Here is an 18,604-nt window from a genome sequence, read left to right on the forward strand (position 1 = left end):
TCCGCCGCCCTTCACGTTCGGTCAAGGTCAGCGGATTGCAACGCAACTATCGGACAGCAACCGCCATTACTGGACCGGTGTCGCGGAAGCGGTCCGGCTGCCAAACATCGCTTCGAAACGAGGCTTGTTGGCGGCGTAGTACTCTGCAACGACCTTGTCGGCCGAGCTATCGCGTGCGGCGGCCATCAACGTCTCAAGGTCAGTTTTAGGAATCTTGAAGTTGGCGAAGAACCGGGCGACGTCTGGATGTTCGGCGCTGAAACTTTTGCGTGCAATCGCGTGAATTTGCTCAGCGCCACCGAAAATCTGCTTTGGATCATCCAGGTAGCGCAGCGGCCACTTGGCGAACATCCAGTGTGGGCTCCAGGCATTGATCAACGACCATTTGTCACGCTTGAGGTTGCGATCCAACTCGCTCAGCATTCCAGACTCTGAAGAAGCGACCATCTTGTAACCATCGAGTTTATATTCCTTGATGGCCTGCTCCGTGAGTTTGTATTGGCCGTTACCTACTTCCGAAGTTAAGATCTTGCCACCGAGTTTCTCCCGCACTTCTGGCTTATTAAGATCTTCGACACTGGCAATCTCGCTGGTCGGAATAGAAGTGGGCACCGCCATGCCGATCCGACCCTCATACAGCACACCGAGGTCTTCGAGTTTGTCTTTGTACTTGTCATAGAAAGATTTGTGAGTACTCGGCAGCCAGACCATCGGGATCAGGTCGATATTGCCGTTGGCCAGGGCCTGGAACTGAATGCCGATGTCGGCAAGCACCAATTTGACCGGTTGCTTGAGATGGTCGCGCAATGCCGTGTCTGCCAGCTTTACAGCGATTTCCGTATCCGACCAATTCACCCATCCGATACGGATGGGCATGGGCTCCTCGGCTTGAGCCATCAGGCTACTGGAGGCCATCGCCAGGCCTGCAAGCCAGCCGATACACGTTTTACTGGATAACGTAACCATGGTGCATCTCCGCGTACTGTATTAATAGTTATTGGCAGGGCAGCAGAAGAATTAACTTCCCTCATAAAAGCAAAATACATCGTGCTCTCAAGGGCTTTTGTATGAGGCATGGACAACTTTTAGTCATGCGATGTTTTCAGGTCGTCCGGCCCTCCTCCGCCGTTTCGGCGAAGCGTTATGTGTCCATGGATCGATGCCTGGAATGACCGACCACACGAACCCGATCCCCCCTGTTTCGGCTGGATGTTAATCCTGGTTTTTCCACCACGCAAGAAAAATGTACACCTGTGTCTCAATCGTTGACACACATGAACATTCAACATACCGTTATGTCAAAACCAAGCCTGATGTTCTGTTCCCGGAGCGCAACACCATGTCCAGCGATCCTCTGCTGCAGCCCTATAAGATCAAACACCTGACCCTCAAAAACCGGATCATGACCACCTCCCATGAGCCCGCGTATCCCGTCGACGGCATGCCGAAGGATCTGTACCGGGCTTATCACGTTGAACGGGCGAAAGCCGGCGTGGCCCTGACCATGACGGCGGGCTCCGCCGCTGTTTCCCGTGACAGCCCGCCAGTGTTCAACAACGTGCTGGCGTACAAGGATGAAGTGGTCAAATGGATGAAAGACCTGACCGACGAATGCCACGAACACGGCGCCGCGGTGATGATTCAACTGACCCACCTGGGACGCCGTACGCGCTGGGACAAGGCCGACTGGCTCCCGGTCGTATCGCCTTCTCATCGCCGTGAAGCGTCCCACCGGGCCTTCCCGAAAAAGATGGAAGAGTGGGATATCGACCGGATCATCAAGGACTACGTGGATGCCGCCGAACGCATGAAGGCTGCCGGTCTTGATGGTTTGGAATTGCAGGCTTACGGGCACCTCATGGATCAGTTCTGGTCGCCACTGACCAACGACCTCGACGGTCCCTATGGCGGCTCGCTGGAAAACCGCCTGCGCTTCACCTTTGATGTGTTGCGTGGCATCCGCCAGCGCTGTGGCGAAGACTTCCTGCTCGGGGTTCGTTACACCGGTGACGAGGACCTGCCGGGCGGCTTCGGTGCCAAAGACGGCATCCAGATTTCCCACATGCTCAAGGACAGCGGGCTGGTGGATTTTCTCAACGTCGTTCGCGGTCACATCGATACTGATGCGGGCCTCACCGATGTGATTCCGATCCAAGGCATGCGTAACTCGCCACACCTGGATTTTGCTGGCGAGATCCGCTCGGCCACCGGCTTCCCGACGTTCCATGCGGCCAAGATCCCGGACGTGGCCACGGCACGGCACGCCATAGCCTCCGGCAAGGTGGACATGATCGGCATGACCCGGGCACATATGACCGATCCGCACATCGTGCGCAAGATCATCGAAAAACGAGAGGAAGACATCCGCCCCTGCGTCGGCGCCAACTATTGCCTGGACCGTATCTACCAGGGCGGCGCGGCGTATTGCATCCACAACGCCGCCACTGGCCGCGAAACCACCATGCCCCACGAAATCCCCAATGCGCCGGTCAAGCGCAAGGTGGTGGTGATCGGCACCGGCCCGGCGGGCCTGGAGGCGGCACGGGTCGCCGGTGAACGCGGCCACGACGTCACGGTGTTCGAAGTCGCCGACCAGCCCGGCGGCCAGATCCGCTTGACCGCCCTGAGCGAGCGTCGTCGCGAGATGATCAGCATCATCGATTGGCGCATGGCGCAATGCGAACGGCTGGGGGTGAAGTTCCACTTCAACACCTGGGCCGAAGCCGAGACCGTCATGGCCGAAGAACCCGACGTGGTCATCGTCGCCACCGGCGGCTTGCCTCACACCGAGGTGCTCAAGCAGGGCAATGAACTGGTGGTGTCGACCTGGGACATCATTTCCGGCGACGTCAAGCCCGGCCAGAACGTACTGATCTTCGATGACGCCGGCGACCACGCAGCGCTACAAGCGGCCGAGGTCATTGCCAACAGCGGCGCAAAACTGGAGATCGTCACGCCGGACCGCTCGTTTGCGCCGGAGGTAATGGCGATGAACCTGGTGCCTTACATGCGCAGCCTGCAAGACCTGAACGTCACCTTCACGGTCACCTATCGGGTCGACTCCGTAGAGAAGCGTGACGACCAGTTGGTGGCCAGCTTCGGCAGCGATTATGGGCAGGTGCACAATCAGCGCGTGGTCGATCAGGTGGTGGTCAACCACGGCACCCTGCCCCTGGACGATCTGTACTTCGACCTGCGCCCGCATTCAACCAACAACGGCGCGGTTGAACAGCACGATCTGATCGCCGGAAAACCCCAAAATATCGTGACCACCCCTGAAGGCCGCTTCCAGCTGTTCCGGATCGGCGACGCGGTGTCGGCACGTAATACCCACGCAGCCATCTACGATGCGCTGCGGCTGGTGAAAGACATCTGAGGTCATGCCCCTGACCCCATGAATCAGGGGCACTTTCATATTTCACACGAGGCTCTTCCATGCCAGCACAGACCTTGAAGTCCAGGGCTGCGGTCGCGTTCGCGCCCAATGAACCTATGCTCGGGATCTGGACGGAAACAAGCTGGCGGTGTATTGCTTCAAGGCTGAATAAGCGTACCAGTCTGACGCCTGAACAACGAAGGCCCGTCAAAAGGCCTCCGTTGCTTATCTCTTGGGTTACATGCCGCTGGGTCGATGAGCTCGACCCTAATGTAGTGAATTGAATGCCCGACTCGAGGCCTCTCGGAATGGGCCTGACCTCCAATGGCAGCGCTCGGCTTTTACGCCACGCCCTCTACGACAAACCCTCTGTACGAGGCACCTGCATGCCTGTGTTTAGCCGCCAATTGGTACGCTTCGCTGTAGTACCAATTCCTGGCATCCTCAATGGTCGGAAAAGAGAAGAGAACAACGCCTTCTGGCGTTTCGCCCTCGAATACTTCCAGGTGCCCATAAGCAGAAAGCAATTGGACAGGAACACTGGGGAACGTGGCCGGAACCTTTTCGGCGTAGATATCCATTTCGCGTTGATCCAGTGTCTTCTCTCTAATAAAGATAACGTACGCGGTCATGACGACTCCTTAAACAGTGAGTACTGGTTGCAGGCCTTTAGTGTCAGTGATTGATCACTAGCTTTCCGAAGACGTTGCGAGTCATCAACCTCTCAAATGCGGCCTGCGCATCCACGAATGGGAAGCGGCTGTCGATGACCGGACGGATCTTGTGTTCGGCAATAAATCGCACCAAGGCTTCAAGATCCTGGCGGCTGCCCAGCGCGATACTCTGGTAGCGCGCCTGGCTCATGAACATGGGCAGAACTTCGACCGCTCCTTGCAATCCCGCCACCGCCCCTACCATCGATACCTGTCCACCTACAGCAATGGCCTTGATCGATTGCGCAAATGTTCCTGCACCTCCGACTTCAACGATGCGAGAAACACCGTTTCCGCCAGTCAGCTCACGCACTTGCTGGGACCATTCCGGCTGTTCTTTGTAGTTGATCGTTTCGTCCGCCCCCAAGGCTTTGAGTTGCTGGGCCTTCGTGTCGCTGGAAGTGGTGGCGATGACCTTGGCCCCCATCGCTTTCGCCAGTTGGACGGCAAACAACGACACACCGCCAGTGCCAAGAGTGAGAACGATGTCGCCCGCTTTCACGCCTTTGACGGCAGACCATGCGGTGATACCGGCGCACGGCAGCGTAGCCGCTTCGTCATACTCCAGGCTGTCTGGAATCGAGATCAACGCGTCAGCGGCCACCGCTCGATAGTCAGTGAGCCAACCGTCTATATCACCAGAGTATTGTGAGTACTTTCCGGTAAAAGGGCCGTCGATCCATTCAGGGAAGAACGAGTTCGTCACCCGATCGCCTACCTTGAACCGGGTGACACCCTGCCCCACGGCTACCACCTCACCAGCGCCGTCCGAAAGCGGAATACGGCCTTCCAGGTCGGGCATGGGATAATTGCCTTCCAGGATAATCACGTCCCGATAGTTCAACGATGACGCTCGCACATGCACGAGTACTTCGCCTGGCGCTGGCGTAGGAACAGGAGCTGTACGAACGGATAGGCCGGCTATGCCGACGGTTTTATCGATGATAAAAGCGCGGGATTGTTTGGTAGCGGTGATCATGAGCGTTCCTCGAAGGTTGAGGCCTCCATCTTTCCCCATTGAATTACGCTTGAGAATCCGTCTCCAACTGCTCAAACTGTGTAGATGAACTACACAATTGGTCGAGGCGATCTGGACGGCATAGTGGTATTCCTGGCGGTTGCTGAGGAGCACGGCTTCCGCGCGGCAGCCAGGCGCCTGGGCATTACCCCATCCGCCGTTAGTCAGGCAATCCGCGCTTTTGAAGCTCGTATCGGGGTGACGCTGCTGGCGCGTACGACGCGAAGCGTCGGGCTGACCGAAGCCGGGGAAAGGCTGCTACTGCAAGTTCGACCGGCAGCACAGCAATTGCTCCATGGAATCGAGTCCGCTCGCAGCCTGGGACACTCGGTCACCGGGCTGTTGCGCATCAGCGTTCCCAAGGCGAGCGTTCCGTTACTGACCGAGCGTTTTGTCGCGGGATTTCTTGTTGCGCATCCCCACTTGCAACTGGAGTTCGTCGGCGACGACCGCTTGGTGGATATTGTGGCTGAGGGGTGTGACGCTGGCGTACGACCCCGGTCATTCGTACATGCGGACATGGTGGCGGTGCCGCTCACCAGTGAGGAGCCACAAGTAGTGGTTGCCTCCCCCGCACTGCTGGCGCGCTATGGACAGCCCGCGCTACCGGAAGACATCCAGAACATTCCGTGCATCACGTTTCGGCAGGCCGGCATCGTACTCGACGAATGGGAATTCAGCATCAGTGGCGAGCGGCACAGCATCCACGTACGCGGGCCCTTGATACTCGACGACGCTGGCGCGTGTGTCCACGCTGCGGAACAAGGCGTGGGGCTGTTCAGGCTCCCACGCTCCATCGTTGCTCGCCAGATTCATGCAGGAACGCTGGAGGTCATTCTCAGCAGCTACTCCACGAACTTTCCTGGATTGGCGCTCTACTACCCCAGTCGGAGTACGGTTCTTCCGAAGCTGCGCGCTTTCGTGGATTACGTGTTAGCCCATAAAAACTGACAAGGCACTGGATGGGGGTCTGCCACCCGACGCACAGGTGAAGGCAGTGCTTGGCTCTACGGCACTATGATTTGCACACGAACCCGATCGTTTATCAGGCTTGAAGTCCCTTGCGAGCAACCGCTGCACCTGCCTGCAACGCCCTTCCAATCTGCTCTTCGAAATCCCCCTGGATCATCACCTGCAAGGCGGCGGCCGTAACACCCCGGTAGGCCACCAAGGCGTCGATCATCTGTTGAGCATCGTGGCTGGCCAGCAGCTGACTGCTATTGACCACGACATTCTTCGCGGCGAGTTGCGCGATGTCGGGGGGAATGCCGGCAGCCATCGCCTGATTGGCCAGCGCCGTCAGCAACAAGGCAGGGAAAGCCGGGCCTGTACCCGAAAGCGTCGAGAGGTAATCGATGAAGTCTTCTTGCTGAACCTCTGCCGCCGTACCCACGCATTCGAACAAACGCTGCACGAGGCTTTTCGTCGTCGCCGCTACCTCTGCAAAACAATACCAAGGCGTAAAGGACTGCCCGATCTCTACCGCCGCATTGGGCATCGCCCGCACCACCGCCGAAGCCTGGGTCTGTGCGGCAATCGTCTGTGCGCTAATCCCGGCCATCAGGGAAATAACGGTTTTGCCTGTCGCGTTGATATTCAGGCTGGCGAAATGCTCGGGACGAACCGCAATGATGACCGGGTCACTGCGATTCACCAGGTCCTGGTTATCCGTCACTAGGCAGGCACCGTGTTGTGCCAAGGGATGACTGCCCGAGCGGTTGGAAATGACCAGGTTGCCTGCTGGCAGCAACGCCTTCGCCAACACCGCCTTGGCGATCGCACCGCCCAGCCAGCCGGTTCCGCCAATGATCCCCAGGGTTTCATGAGTCATCGGCGGTGCCTTCATCGAACGTGTCCGTCAAGGGAACGAAAACCCCGGGCTCTTTTTCGGCGTAGCCGAACTTCCCATAGAAACGATCCAGTTCGCGCTGCTTCGGGACTTTGCCGGTGAAAATACTCACGTAATGCGGAATGCGCTGGAAACGCACGGTGATCAGCTCACTCGTATTCATGGTGATATAGCCGATCTGCGTCAGATAAATCGTTCTGGCCCGGGTATCAGCGGCTTGGCTGTCATAGCCAAAGCGCTTGAACATACTCGCCAGAGCGTTCATTCGCTGCTCGTCTACCGCAGCGACCTCTTGAGCCACTTCAGCGGACTGAAGCGCCCAACTGCGCACGGCAAACTCGAACTGCGAATCGAACAACTGCGGGTTAAGCCAGCACTCGAACACATTCAGGATCGCCTCGGAGATGCTTTCGGCATAGCTTTCACTTTGCCGGATCAAGCCTCCTGTATTGGTCTCCCGCCAACGAGACAGCAAAGCAGCCAGCAACTGCTCGCGATCCTCGAAAAACCAGTAGAAGCTGGTGCGTGACAACCCTAGGCGCTTGGCCAGCGGCATGACCCGAACCGCATCGATGCCCGACTCCTTCAGCGCCTCGTAGGCCGCTTCCAGCCACCCCTCCGGCGAGCCCCGCCAGCCTGCGTCCTGAGCCTTGCCACGTGCCTTCCCTACCTGGGACATCGTGCTTACCTTCTTTAAATAATGCGTAACGCGAATGTACCCGGATGACCGCCAAATGTACACCGAAGTACATTTTATTGACTCCCCTCCATTTCGATACCCTTGAGACCCATAGTCATTAATGACAAAAACTCATGGTCCGTTGACTTAAAATGGTTTGTCGGCGAAGTGCACCTGGATAAATATCTCCCACAGGCAAAGGACTCCAAACCAAACAACAACGAGCCGCCCTTATGAATCTTGCAGTGCACGCTGTTACTCATCCCCTGCCCAAACTTCGATAACTGCCCACGCGAACACCTCGCACACTCGGGCACAACCTGTCACCCCCCGTTCCCTTTGAATCGATGCTACCGCCACTGACCGATGTTGAGTTTGAGCGAGCCCCATCATGAATATAAATACTGTGAAAACCCATCGTGAACTTCTCGCCGACCGCACGCCCGGCCATGGCATGCCTGGCGGTTTGTTTGGTCGCCAAGACATTTTTGAAACCGACGTGGATGTCTTTTTTACCAAGCATTGGATTCTGGTAGGTGTCACCAGTGACATCTCCGAACCCGGTGATGTCTCGACCATCGATATTGGCAAATCATCCATCATCCTGGTGCGCGACGATGACGAACATGTACAAGCGTTTCGCAATGTCTGCCGTCACCGCGGGGCTCGTTTGAAACAGGCCGGCAAATCGACGGTGGGCATGCTGGTCTGCCCCTATCACCAGTGGAGCTACGACCTCGATGGCAGCCTCAAACATGCGGCGCACATGGGCCAAAGTTTCGACCCCAAATGCAAAAGCCTGATCCCTGTTCATACTCGGGTCATCGGCACCCATGTTTTCGTCTGCCTGGGCGACGAACCGCCAGAAGACATCGTGCATCTTGACCAGGTCATGACACCGCGTTTCGCTCAATACGACATCACCCGCTCAAAGATCGCCTACGAATCGGAAATCATCGAGAACGGCAATTGGAAACTGGTTATCGAGAATAACCGCGAGTGTTATCACTGCGCCGCCACCCACCCGGAATTGACCGCGTCTTTCCTGCCCGAAGATTTCGGTTTCTGCACCGATGGGCTTGGAGAGGATTCACTTCAAGCGCTGGACGAGTATCACCGCCGCAATGCCGACACCAAGAACAACTGGGAGAGCGAAGGTTATATCTGCGACGCCGTCGAACACTTGGGTGAAGACGCAGTCACTCAGTTTCGCTCCCAACGCTTGGTCATTGCCGGCAACGGCGAATCCCAGACCCTGGATACCCGTGTGGCCTGCACCCGGCTGTTTGGCGAGCTCACCCGCCGCGACCTGGGCGACGTGCATCTTTGGACGCACAACTCGTGGACCCATGTCATGAGCGACCATGCCGTGGTGTCCTACATCATCCCGCTGGCGCCCGATAAAACCTTGGTGCGAACCAAATGGCTGGTACACGCCGATGCCATCGAGGGCGTCGACTACCAAGTGGATAAACTGACTGAAGTCTGGGCGGCGACAAACCTGCAGGACGCCAGCCTCGTCGGCATTACCCATAGCGGCACCCAGGATCCTGCCTACACGCCCGGGCCGTTCTCAGCTTTTACCGAAACCTATGTCGACCAGTTCTCTCGCTGGTACGCGGCGCGTCTGGCCGCCCATGGCGTGTGAGGAATGAACATGACCACTTATGAACATCTGACGCGTCCGCAAAGCATCCGGGCCGTTCAATGTTTCACCGACCCAACGACCTGGAACGCGTTCGGTTCGCAATGGAACAGCGGCGAACAGAAAACCTTGCAATGTTGCGCGGTTCGACAAGAAACCCACGATGTGAAGACGTTCATCTTCCGTTGCACGGACTTCAGCGCACTGAGTTACGAACCTGGTCAGTTCATCACGATCTCGCCAGTCATTGACGGGCAGACCGTCGCCCGCTGCTACACCCTGTCGTCCTCCCCCACCCGACCCTTTGCGTTTTCCATTACCGTCAAGCGAGTGCCGGGGGGAGCGGTGTCGAACTGGCTGCATAACAACCTCAAGCCGGGAGACAGCCTGAAAGCTTCCGGCCCGGCGGGCAGCTTTACACCGGTCGGCCATCCTGCAACCAAGTTGTTGTACCTGTCCGCCGGCTCGGGCGTGACGCCCTTGATGTCGATGACCCGGGCCGCCTGCGACATGGCCGGCAACCTCGACATCGTTTTTGTGCACAGCGCGCGTACGCCCACAGACATCATCTTCCACGCGGAGTTGACGCGCATGCAGTCCGCCATGCCGGGATTGCGGGTCATCAGTGTTTGCGAAGGGCTCGGCGACACCGCTCAATGGCAACAACCGATAGGCCGGCTCGACTTGGCGTTGTTGAGCCAGCACGTGCCGGACTTCCAGGAGCGGGAGATCTTCACCTGCGGGCCCCAGGGGTACATGGACGCAGTCAAATCGCTGCTCAGGGAAGCGGCGTTCGATTTCAGCCACTACCATCAGGAAAGCTTCGACATTGCGGCACTGAATGAAGAGTCGCTGACCGAACAAGCCACTCCGCTCGATCAGCAGGACGTGTTCACGGTGACCCTGTCGCGCTCAGGCAAGACCTTCAGCATGCCAAGCAACCAGACCGTGCTGAGCGCCGCCAAAAAGGCCGGCGCAATCGTACCTTCTTCTTGCAGCCAAGGCGTTTGCGGCACCTGCAAGACCGCCCTGTTGCAGGGTACGGTGAACATGAGCCACAACGGCGGAATCCGGCAACGGGAAGTCGACAAAGGCCTGCGTCTACTGTGCTGCAGCAAGCCCACGTCTGACCTGGTCCTTGATCTTTAGCCTGGCATCGCTAATAAGGTAGTCACTGCACACTGGCGTCTGCACAATCTCCGTGCGCTTAACCCTTATAAGACAGTGGCCCAGCCTGATGAAACTGCAACCCTTGCCGCCCCTCAACAGCCTGGTGGCGTTCGAGGCCGCCGCCCGCCACTTGAGCTTCACCGTGGCGGCGCGCGAACTGAACGTCACCCAAGGCGCCATCAGTCGCCAGATACGCTTGCTCGAAGACTATCTGGGAACGGCGCTGTTCACCCGTACGACCCGTGAAATCAACCTCACCGCCTCGGGCAGCCAGTATTACGAGAGTATCCGCGATACGTTGCAGCAAATCGCCCATGCCACAGCGGGAATGCGCCATTGGCAAGGCGCGCAGCAGGTCACCGTCGTCACCAGCACGGCGATGGCCTCACTGTGGCTGCTGCCACTAGTATCGGAATTCCAGCGCCAGAACGAAGAGATTGACTTGCGCATCATCGCGACGGATCAAGTCAGTGACTTTTCCCGACTGGACTGTGACCTGGCGCTTTACTACTGCAGCACCCCGCCAAAAAACATGAAAGTCACGCCGTTGTTCAACGAAGAGATTTTCCCGGTATGCAGCCCCGCCTATCTGGCCCAGCACCCAGGAATCGAAATGCTGGAACAGTTGGGTGGATGCACTTGGTTGTGGCTGGAAGACCAGCACCGGGACTGGATTGGCTGGAAAGAATGGTTCCAACGCCTTGGCTACCCCGCGCCAGAGCCCCGGCGGCGTATTAATATCAACAGCTACTCCATGTTGATTCAGTCCGCGCTGGCCGGCCAGGGGATCGCCTTGGCCTGGTCTGGCCTGCTGAGCAACCACTTGCAGACCGGCAACCTCGTGCGGCCGACGCAAACCATCCTGCGCACCGACGCACAGTTCTGCCTGCTGGAACCTCAAGGCCGCGCCCCAAACAGACAAAGCGTCAACCGCTTCCGCCAGTGGCTGATGGCACATCTGGCAGCAACGGTTGACGCTTGATGGACCAATCGAGCTAGCCGACTTTCACGTTCATGGTGATGCGCGCCGTGAAGACCTTCACGCCGCCCTCATCGAAGATATCGACCGGGACAACCTTGTCGCCCGAGGTCGCCCAGTCGATTTCGCTGCCATCAGCAATCGCATGAATGGAGGTCTTGGCTTTGGCCAGGTATTCAACGGTCATGCCCTTCGGAATCCAGCGAGCGCCGCTGGGGATGGACACCTCAGTCATCATGCCGCCTGCGAGTTCCGCCGCGTTGCACAGCGCGATCGCATGTACGGAGGCCAGGTGATTGGTGATTTCCTTGCGAAACGGCACCTTCACTTCACCCCGACCGGGGGTCAACACAGAAATTTCCGGGTTGATGGTGCCGAAGTACGGTGCCATCTGGCAGGCCATATTGCTGAAAGCAGAAGCGCCAACGCTTTGGTACATGCTGAGAGTCTGGCTCATGGGGTATCTCTGGTCAGGTGGGTGAAAGTCATGAACAGAACATTACCAATTACAGAATATTGCTCTGTTACAGAACATTATTCTGTAATTGGCCAACCTGTCAATCTCTCGTGTCGAGCCTTCGTTTCAATTACCATGGCCCCTTTTTGCCTGGGCCGAAAAATGGAACCTGTCGATCTCCTCGAGCGCTGCTACCCAGGGCGTCGTGCCGAGTCCAAGCGGCACATCCTCCGATGCGCCCTGGCGTTGTTTAACCAGCAGGGCATTGAAGCGACCACTATCGAGATCATCCGCGCCGAAAGCGAGATGAGCGTGGGGGCGATCTATCACCATTTCGAAAACAAGGAAGGACTGGTCGCTGCGTTGTACATGACCGCCCTGGATGATCAAGGGCGGCTTAGAGATAGCTACCTCAGCGAAGTCACGTCGACCAAGGACTGGGTTCATGCTTTGGTCTATAGCTATGTCGACTGGGTCGTCAGCCAACCGGACTGGGCACGCTTCCAGTACCAGGCTCGCTTTGCCGTCGCGAAAAGCAGCCTGGGTGATCGGCTTGCAGAGGCCAACCTCGTGAGAAACGCCCAGTTGAAGGAATGGTTCAGCGACCCTGCTCACCGCCAGGATCTACAAGACCTGCCTTTTGAGCTTATGCCTTCGCTCATCATCGGTTCGGCAGAGAGCTACTGCCGAGCGTGGCTCTCCGCCAGAGTCAAACGTAGCCCGGAGCTCTACAGGCAGCAGCTTGCTGAGGCCGCTTGGCGCAGCGTTGGACGTACGGACTGACCTCCCCGGCCCAACTGACAGGAACCGATGACACCTGAGCGGCAAGTAACGACTGAAGAGCCGCACAGCCCTACTGTCTTTCGCACGCTGGCACTCCCAGTCAACTCTGGCCGCTGTGCACAAGCATCGCCCACATCCCGGACTTAAAGTCGAAGTGCCAGGGGAAGTTCCCCCGCTCACAATTCCAAGAATAGAGCCACTTCAATGAGCCTGACCAAATCCCTGCCAGCGTGCCTGGCACTCAGCTTCGCCTCATTTGCCGCCCATGCCGCCGATGGCCCGCCTCCACCTTCGGTGAGTCAGCCCAGCGGTATCAACCTGGGCGGCACCAGTTTCTACGATGGCTTTGCAGGGCCGCCCGGGCTGACTCATCAGACCTATTTGAAGTTCAGCACCGCCAGCAGCATCAGGACCAACGGGGGCAAGAAAAACAGCGCCTTTGATGATCCGAAGATCAACGTCATCACGATGGTCAATCAATTGAGTTACTACTCACCCGACACCTTCGCGGGCGGGGCGCACCTGGGCTGGAGTCTACTGGTGCCCGTCGTTTCCCTGGACGGCGATTTCGGTGACAACGGTGCCAAGCTCAAGGATAACGCCGCAGGCCTTGGCGATGTTACGGTCGGGCCCCAGGTCCAGTTCGATCCGATCGTCGACGCTTCCGGCAGGCCGGTTTTCGTGCAGCGCATGGCCTTCGACACCATCCTGCCAACGGGCAAATACGACAAACACAAAGACCTGAACCCAGGCTCCAACTACTTCTCCCTGAACCCCTACTGGGCGGCGACCTGGATGCCGGCGCCACGCTGGGAGGTGAGCTGGAGACTGAATTACCTGTACAACTTCAAGAACGACGATCCGGCGAGCAGTTCGGCGCAGTTCTTCGAAGGGCAATCCGTACGCGACACCCAGTCGGGACAGTCAGCATGGGCGAACTTCACCGTCTCGTATGAGGTGCTTCCAAAGGTCTCGGTGGGCATCAACGGTTACTACTTCAGGCAGATCTCGGATGACAAGGTCAACGGCAACACCATGACCGACTCCCGGGAAAAAGTATTGGGCATTGGCCCGGGGCTGTTCTGGAAGATCACCGAAGACAAAGCCTTTTGGCTTAACATCTATAAGGAAACCGGCGTGGAGAATCGCTCCCGAGCGGATTACCAGGTGCAGGTTCGTTACGTTCACAAGTTCTGACTGACGTGTACGCCTGCTCATGCATGAGCAGGCCCTTTACCCGAGGTGATGCTTCATGAATGCGCTCGACTCCATCGACAGCAAAAAATCATTGGGGGCCATCTGCCTGATGATGGTCATTTCCCTGGGGACACTGCAGATCCAGCCGATCCTGGGCGGTGCCTTGATCGACCAGCTCGGCCTGCCGCTCAATGCGATAGGCGCCATTTTCGCAGCCGAACTCATGGCGATGGCCATCGCCTGCGGCGTCTGCGCCCTGTTCATGGCCCGCGTCGACCGGCGCCGCTTCGCCCTGGTGGCCTTGTTGATCCTGGCAGTGGGTAACCTGGTCAGCACACAACTGCACAGCCAGGCTGGGCTGGTCATTTCCAGGATGGTCTGTGGCGCAAGCGGCGGCGCGGTCATGGCGGTGGTCTATGCCACCGCAGCACTGCGCACATCCAAGGATGCGACCTTCGCTGTCATCAACATCGGTAACCTGCTGTGGGGCATGCTACTGGTGACCACCATGCCCCTGATCCTTCAAACATTTGGCGTGAATGGGGCGTTTTCCCTATTGGCGATCACCAGCGTGCTTGCGGCGTTGGGGTGCTGGAGAGTGCCCAAGCATTACCCTGAAGCCCATCGCGCGGCCAATGGCTCTATCCAGCCATTTGGTCTCACCGCTGTGCTGTTGATCCTGCTGTTTGCCCTGCTGTTTTTCGGGCACTCGGCCCTGTGGGTCTACCAGGAGCGTATCGGCAAGAGTATTGGCCTGGAGCCGCAGCAGATCGGCGGGATTCTCGGCGGCAGCATCCTTGCCGGCGCCCTGGGGGCAGGCCTGGCCGGGCTGATTGGGCGACGCCTGGGCCTGCTGTTTCCGCAACTGCTGAGCTTCGGCACGGCATTACTGGCGACGCTGATCATGGTCTATGGCACCAGCCCCGCGGCCTTTGTCACCACGGCCTGCCTGATCCACATGGTCTGGTTTTTCAGCCTGCCGTACCTGCTTTCCATGGCCGCCGAACTGGACCCTTCCGGTCGATTGGCGGGCCTGGGTAACGCGGCGATTTTCGTCGGCCAGGGACTGGGGCCGTTTGGCGCCGCACTGGTCGTTGGTGAGGGCCACTTCCGGGCGGTCGGATGGCTCGCCGCCTCGGCCTATTTACTAGCCTTGGTGATCTCGTGCCTGGTGGTTGCACGCTATCGCCGCGGCGTGAAGTCTTCCGGCCCGGCCCTGTCTCCACAATCGGTCTGAACCTGAATGAAACTGTACATTGATGAGATTGCCCGATGACTATTACATTCCCGCAAACCCCTGAGTTTTCCGGTGCTCTCTACACGCCCAGCCGTGTGGAAGCAGAGGTGTTCGACCTCGAGATCGAAGGCGTCCTGCCCGCTTCGATCAACGGGACTTTTTATCAGGTGGCGCCAGATCCGCAGTACCCACCCATGCTGGGCAACGATATCTTTTTCAACGGCGACGGTGTGGTCAGCCGCTTCAACTTTGCCAATGGCAAGGTCTCGATGCGACGCCGCTACGTGAAGACCGATCGCCTGCTGGCCCAGCGCCGTGAAGGGCGTTCGCTCAACGGTGTCTATCGAAACGTCTACACCAATGACCGCCTTGCGGCGAAAAACAACACCACCGCCAATACCACCGTTGTCCCGCACAACGGCGTCCTGCTGGCGCTCAAGGAAGATGCCCTGCCCTGGGCGATGGATCTCGAAACCCTGGAGACCCTCGGCGAATGGACATTTGACGGTCAGATCAAATCCGCGACGTTCACCGCTCATCCCAAGCTCGACCCGGTGACAGGTAACCTGCTGGCCTGCAGTTATGAAGCCAAAGGCGACGGCACGCCCGACCTGGCCTATTTCGAGATCTCGCCGGACGGCAAACTGCTGCATGAAATCTGGTTCCAGGCACCTTATGCGGCCATGGTGCATGATTTCGCGGTGACTGAACGCTACGTCGTGTTCCCACTGATTCCACTGACGGTGGACGTCGAACGCATGAAAAACGGCGGGCCGCATTTCCAATGGCAACCTGACCTGCCCCAGCTGTTCGCCGTCGTGCCGCGCCACGGGCAGGCGCGGGATGTGCGCTGGTTCAAGGGCCCCAAGGACGGCTTTCAGGGGCATACGCTCAATGCGTTCGATGAGAACGACACGGTCTACGTAGACATGCCGGTCACAGGCGGGAATATCTTCTACTTCTTCCCACAGGCCGACGGTTACGTCCCGCCGCCGGAAACCCTGGCGGCCAGCCTGATGCGCTGGACCTTTGACCTGAACAGCCCCCGGGACGAGGTCGAACCGCAACCACTGACCGAGTACCCCTGCGAGTTCCCAAGGTGTGACGACCGCTACATCGGTCGAAAGTACCAGCATGGTTTCCTGCTCGCCTTCGATCCTGAGCGCCCTTACAACCCGGCGAATGGACCGATACCCTTTCAGTTCTTCAACCTGCTGGTCCATTTGAACCTGAAGACAGGCATCACCGACGCCTGGTTTCCTGGTGACAGCGGCTGCTTCCAGGAGCCCATTTTCATTCCGCGCTCTGCTGATGCGGAGGAAGGCGATGGCTACGTCGTTGCCCTGCTCAACCTCATCGCCGAGGGGCGCAGTGAGCTGGTCGTGCTGGACTCCCGTGACATGGCCAGTGGGCCCATAGCTCGAATCAGGATTCCCTTCCGGATGCGCATGTCGCTGCATGGGTGCTGGGCACCGAGCGACTGATTGGCATCGGCCCTGATGCCCGTCAAATCCCTGTGGGAGCGAGCTTGCTCGCGATGGCGGCGGTTCAGTTACATGAATATTGAGCTGGCTGGCCTCATCGCGAGCAAGCTCGCTCCCACAGGTTTAAATCCCTTTCCGACCCCTCTCACAACACCCCTGCCATCTGCGGTTGGCTGCCTGCCGCCTCCCCTTCGCTCCCCAAGTCCGCCAAAGGTAGAGCCTCGCCAAATACACAGAAATTCCATATTTTAGGATTTTTGTATAAATCCCACTTTACAGGACTTTATAGCAAGATTAGATTAACCCTCATTGCACCCTCCCTCTCCCCAGGAGCCTCCATGAAACTCGCAAGCTTTATTGTCCAAGGCCGTAGCAGCTACGGTGTGGTCGAAGGTGATCAAATCATCGACCTGGAAACGCTCAAGCCCACCTTCGGCGGCGATCTCAAGCAAGCCATCGCCCACAACCGCCTGGGCGAGCTGACCCGCGAGACCCTGGCAGGCCAGCCGCGCATCCCTTTGGCTGAGGTGACGTTCCTGCCGGTGATCCCGAACCCGGGCAAAGTGCTGTGCATCGGCATCAACTACGCCACTCACGTGCGCGAAACCGGTCGGGAGATGCCGACCTATCCGATGATCTTTACCCGCTTCGCCGACAGCCAGACCGCCCACCTGCAACCCATCGTTCGCCCCAAGGCCTCCCACAAGCTTGATTTCGAAGGCGAGCTGGCTGTGGTGATCGGTAAGACGGCGCGGCACATCAAGCAAGCCGACGCCCTGGACTATGTCGCCGGTTACGCCTGCTACAACGACGGCAGCGTCCGCGATTGGCAGAAGCACACCATTCAGTTCGTACCGGGCAAGAACTTCCCGAATACCGGTGGTTTCGGCCCTTGGCTGGTGACCAGCGACGAGATCGGCGACCCACAGGACCTGGAATTGACCACCCGCCTGAACGGCCAAGTGATGCAGCACACCCGCACCAGCGACATGATTTTCAATGTGCGCCATCTGATCGAGTACTGCTCCACCTTCACCGAACTGGCGCCTGGGGACGTCATTGTGACCGGTACCACTGGCGGTGTTGGCGCATTCCGCGAGCCACCGGTGTGGATGAAACCAGGCGATGAAGTCGAGATCGAGATTGCTCGAATCGGCACTCTGCGCAACAGCATCGTGGACGAGCAATAAACCATGGATCACCCACACACCGCTGAACAACTGCCAGAACAGGAAGCCGACAGCAAAGGCTCGAGCCTGGAACGCATGTTGCGGGTGCTCGACCTGTTCACCGAAGAAAACCCGATCTGGGCGGTCGACGACATGGGCGCTGCCTTGGGTTTCACCCGTTCGACGATCTACCGCTACGTGCGTGAACTGGCCGAGGCCAACCTGTTGTTTCAGGTCGAAGCCGGACGTTATGCGCTGGGCGCCCGGATCATCACCTGGGATCGCCAATTGCGCCTGAGCGACCCGCTGGTACGCGCAGCGCAATCACTGGAGCCCAGCTTTCCGCAGTGGAACGAGCAACAAGTCTGGCTGATCTGCCGACTGTTCAAGGACCAGGTCGTGTGCATTCATCAGCACGGTGATCTGTTCAGTGAAGTCAGCTATTCGCGCGGTTCACCCAGGCCATTGTTCCTGGGGGCGACGTCCAAGGCGATCCTGGCCAACATGACCCCGCGGCAACATAACCAGCTGTTTCTGGACAACCCCGATGAGGTACGTGCCAGCCACCTGGGCCAGACCTGGGACCAGTTTCGCCGCACGCTGCAACAACTGCGTCGCCAGGGCTATGTGGCCAGTGCAGGCGAAGTCGATCCTGGCGTCTATGGCCTCGCCGCACCGATCTTCGACGGTGATGGCAAGGTCGTCGGCAGCATCAGTTGCGTGCGCCCGATCCAAGCCCGTGACGACGCCCAGGAAGCGGCACAAGGGCAGCAGATCCTGGCCCTGGCCCAGGACCTGTCGCAGCGCATGGCGGCGCTCGCCAACCGTCCCAAGTCACTGGGCTGAGC

Annotated in this window: 17 protein-coding genes; 11 read left to right on the forward strand and 6 right to left on the reverse strand. The window is 58.4% G+C overall.

The window, feature by feature from the left end; translation table 11 throughout:
- Nucleotides 1-66: 66 nt before the first annotated feature.
- Nucleotides 67-966, reverse strand: a complete 900-nt coding sequence (locus J9870_RS18840; RefSeq protein WP_210639469.1) for a glycine betaine ABC transporter substrate-binding protein — start codon at nucleotides 964-966, stop codon at nucleotides 67-69.
- A 373-nt stretch (nucleotides 967-1,339) separates the two neighbouring features.
- On the opposite strand from J9870_RS18840, the gene J9870_RS18845 reads away from it, so the two are divergent.
- Entirely contained in the window at nucleotides 1,340-3,376 is a 2,037-nt protein-coding gene (locus J9870_RS18845; protein ID WP_210639470.1) for an NADH:flavin oxidoreductase, read from the forward strand.
- A gap of 341 nt (nucleotides 3,377-3,717) precedes the next feature.
- On the opposite strand, the gene J9870_RS18850 is transcribed toward J9870_RS18845, so the two are convergent.
- Both J9870_RS18850 and J9870_RS18855 read right to left on the reverse strand, forming a co-directional pair.
- A complete protein-coding gene (locus J9870_RS18850; protein WP_210639471.1) occupies nucleotides 3,718-4,008 on the reverse strand; it encodes a DUF1330 domain-containing protein in 291 nt (96 codons plus the stop codon).
- A 43-nt stretch (nucleotides 4,009-4,051) separates the two neighbouring features.
- Nucleotides 4,052-5,068: an NAD(P)-dependent alcohol dehydrogenase gene (locus tag J9870_RS18855; protein WP_210639472.1), complete on the reverse strand. Its 1,017-nt coding sequence runs from the start codon at nucleotides 5,066-5,068 to the stop codon at nucleotides 4,052-4,054.
- An 84-nt stretch (nucleotides 5,069-5,152) separates the two neighbouring features.
- Between J9870_RS18855 and J9870_RS18860 the strand changes: the two genes are divergently transcribed.
- A complete protein-coding gene (locus J9870_RS18860; RefSeq protein WP_210639473.1) occupies nucleotides 5,153-6,058 on the forward strand; it encodes a LysR family transcriptional regulator in 906 nt (301 codons plus the stop codon).
- Nucleotides 6,059-6,152: 94 nt separating this feature from the next.
- On the opposite strand, the gene J9870_RS18865 is transcribed toward J9870_RS18860, so the two are convergent.
- Together J9870_RS18865 and J9870_RS18870 are read right to left on the reverse strand one after the other, a co-directional pair.
- Entirely contained in the window at nucleotides 6,153-6,938 is a 786-nt protein-coding gene (locus J9870_RS18865; protein WP_210639474.1) for a pyrroline-5-carboxylate reductase dimerization domain-containing protein, read from the reverse strand.
- A complete protein-coding gene (locus J9870_RS18870; protein ID WP_210639475.1) occupies nucleotides 6,928-7,635 on the reverse strand; it encodes a TetR/AcrR family transcriptional regulator in 708 nt (235 codons plus the stop codon). Before J9870_RS18870 ends, J9870_RS18865 begins: the two co-directional genes overlap by 11 nt.
- A gap of 391 nt (nucleotides 7,636-8,026) precedes the next feature.
- Here J9870_RS18870 and J9870_RS18875 point away from each other — a divergent pair, with 391 nt between their 5' ends.
- From J9870_RS18875 to J9870_RS18885, 3 genes are all read left to right on the forward strand, one after another.
- Nucleotides 8,027-9,283 (forward strand): aromatic ring-hydroxylating dioxygenase subunit alpha, encoded by a 1,257-nt coding sequence (locus J9870_RS18875; protein WP_210639476.1) that lies wholly within the window; start codon nucleotides 8,027-8,029, stop codon nucleotides 9,281-9,283.
- Between the two features lie 9 nt (nucleotides 9,284-9,292).
- Nucleotides 9,293-10,429 (forward strand): hybrid-cluster NAD(P)-dependent oxidoreductase, encoded by a 1,137-nt coding sequence (locus J9870_RS18880; RefSeq protein WP_210639477.1) that lies wholly within the window; start codon nucleotides 9,293-9,295, stop codon nucleotides 10,427-10,429.
- Between the two features lie 88 nt (nucleotides 10,430-10,517).
- A complete protein-coding gene (locus J9870_RS18885; protein ID WP_210639478.1) occupies nucleotides 10,518-11,432 on the forward strand; it encodes a LysR substrate-binding domain-containing protein in 915 nt (304 codons plus the stop codon).
- Between the two features lie 13 nt (nucleotides 11,433-11,445).
- On the opposite strand, the gene J9870_RS18890 is transcribed toward J9870_RS18885, so the two are convergent.
- The gene (locus J9870_RS18890; protein ID WP_135846135.1) at nucleotides 11,446-11,886 is read right to left on the reverse strand and encodes a hotdog fold domain-containing protein; all 441 of its coding nucleotides are present in this window, start codon (nucleotides 11,884-11,886) and stop codon (nucleotides 11,446-11,448) included.
- A gap of 162 nt (nucleotides 11,887-12,048) precedes the next feature.
- Here J9870_RS18890 and J9870_RS18895 point away from each other — a divergent pair, with 162 nt between their 5' ends.
- The 6 genes from J9870_RS18895 to J9870_RS18920 all read left to right on the forward strand — a co-directional run bounded on the left by J9870_RS18895 (nucleotide 12,049) and on the right by J9870_RS18920 (nucleotide 18,602).
- Nucleotides 12,049-12,669 (forward strand): TetR/AcrR family transcriptional regulator, encoded by a 621-nt coding sequence (locus J9870_RS18895; RefSeq protein ID WP_210639479.1) that lies wholly within the window; start codon nucleotides 12,049-12,051, stop codon nucleotides 12,667-12,669.
- A 204-nt stretch (nucleotides 12,670-12,873) separates the two neighbouring features.
- The gene (locus J9870_RS18900; RefSeq protein ID WP_210639480.1) at nucleotides 12,874-13,866 is read left to right on the forward strand and encodes a transporter; all 993 of its coding nucleotides are present in this window, start codon (nucleotides 12,874-12,876) and stop codon (nucleotides 13,864-13,866) included.
- A gap of 55 nt (nucleotides 13,867-13,921) precedes the next feature.
- Nucleotides 13,922-15,103, forward strand: a complete 1,182-nt coding sequence (locus J9870_RS18905; RefSeq protein WP_210639481.1) for an MFS transporter — start codon at nucleotides 13,922-13,924, stop codon at nucleotides 15,101-15,103.
- Nucleotides 15,104-15,138: 35 nt separating this feature from the next.
- On the forward strand, nucleotides 15,139-16,587 hold the full coding sequence (locus J9870_RS18910) for a carotenoid oxygenase family protein (RefSeq protein ID WP_210639482.1): 1,449 nt from the start codon (nucleotides 15,139-15,141) through the stop codon (nucleotides 16,585-16,587).
- A 338-nt stretch (nucleotides 16,588-16,925) separates the two neighbouring features.
- Nucleotides 16,926-17,777 carry a fumarylacetoacetate hydrolase family protein gene (locus J9870_RS18915; RefSeq protein ID WP_210639483.1) on the forward strand — a complete coding sequence of 284 codons (852 nt, stop codon included), beginning with the start codon at nucleotides 16,926-16,928 and terminating at the stop codon, nucleotides 17,775-17,777.
- A 3-nt stretch (nucleotides 17,778-17,780) separates the two neighbouring features.
- Nucleotides 17,781-18,602 (forward strand): IclR family transcriptional regulator, encoded by an 822-nt coding sequence (locus J9870_RS18920; RefSeq protein WP_210639484.1) that lies wholly within the window; start codon nucleotides 17,781-17,783, stop codon nucleotides 18,600-18,602.
- Nucleotides 18,603-18,604: the final 2 nt, after the last annotated feature.

This window comes from Pseudomonas sp. Tri1 (assembly GCF_017968885.1).
Lineage (GTDB): Bacteria > Pseudomonadota > Gammaproteobacteria > Pseudomonadales > Pseudomonadaceae > Aquipseudomonas.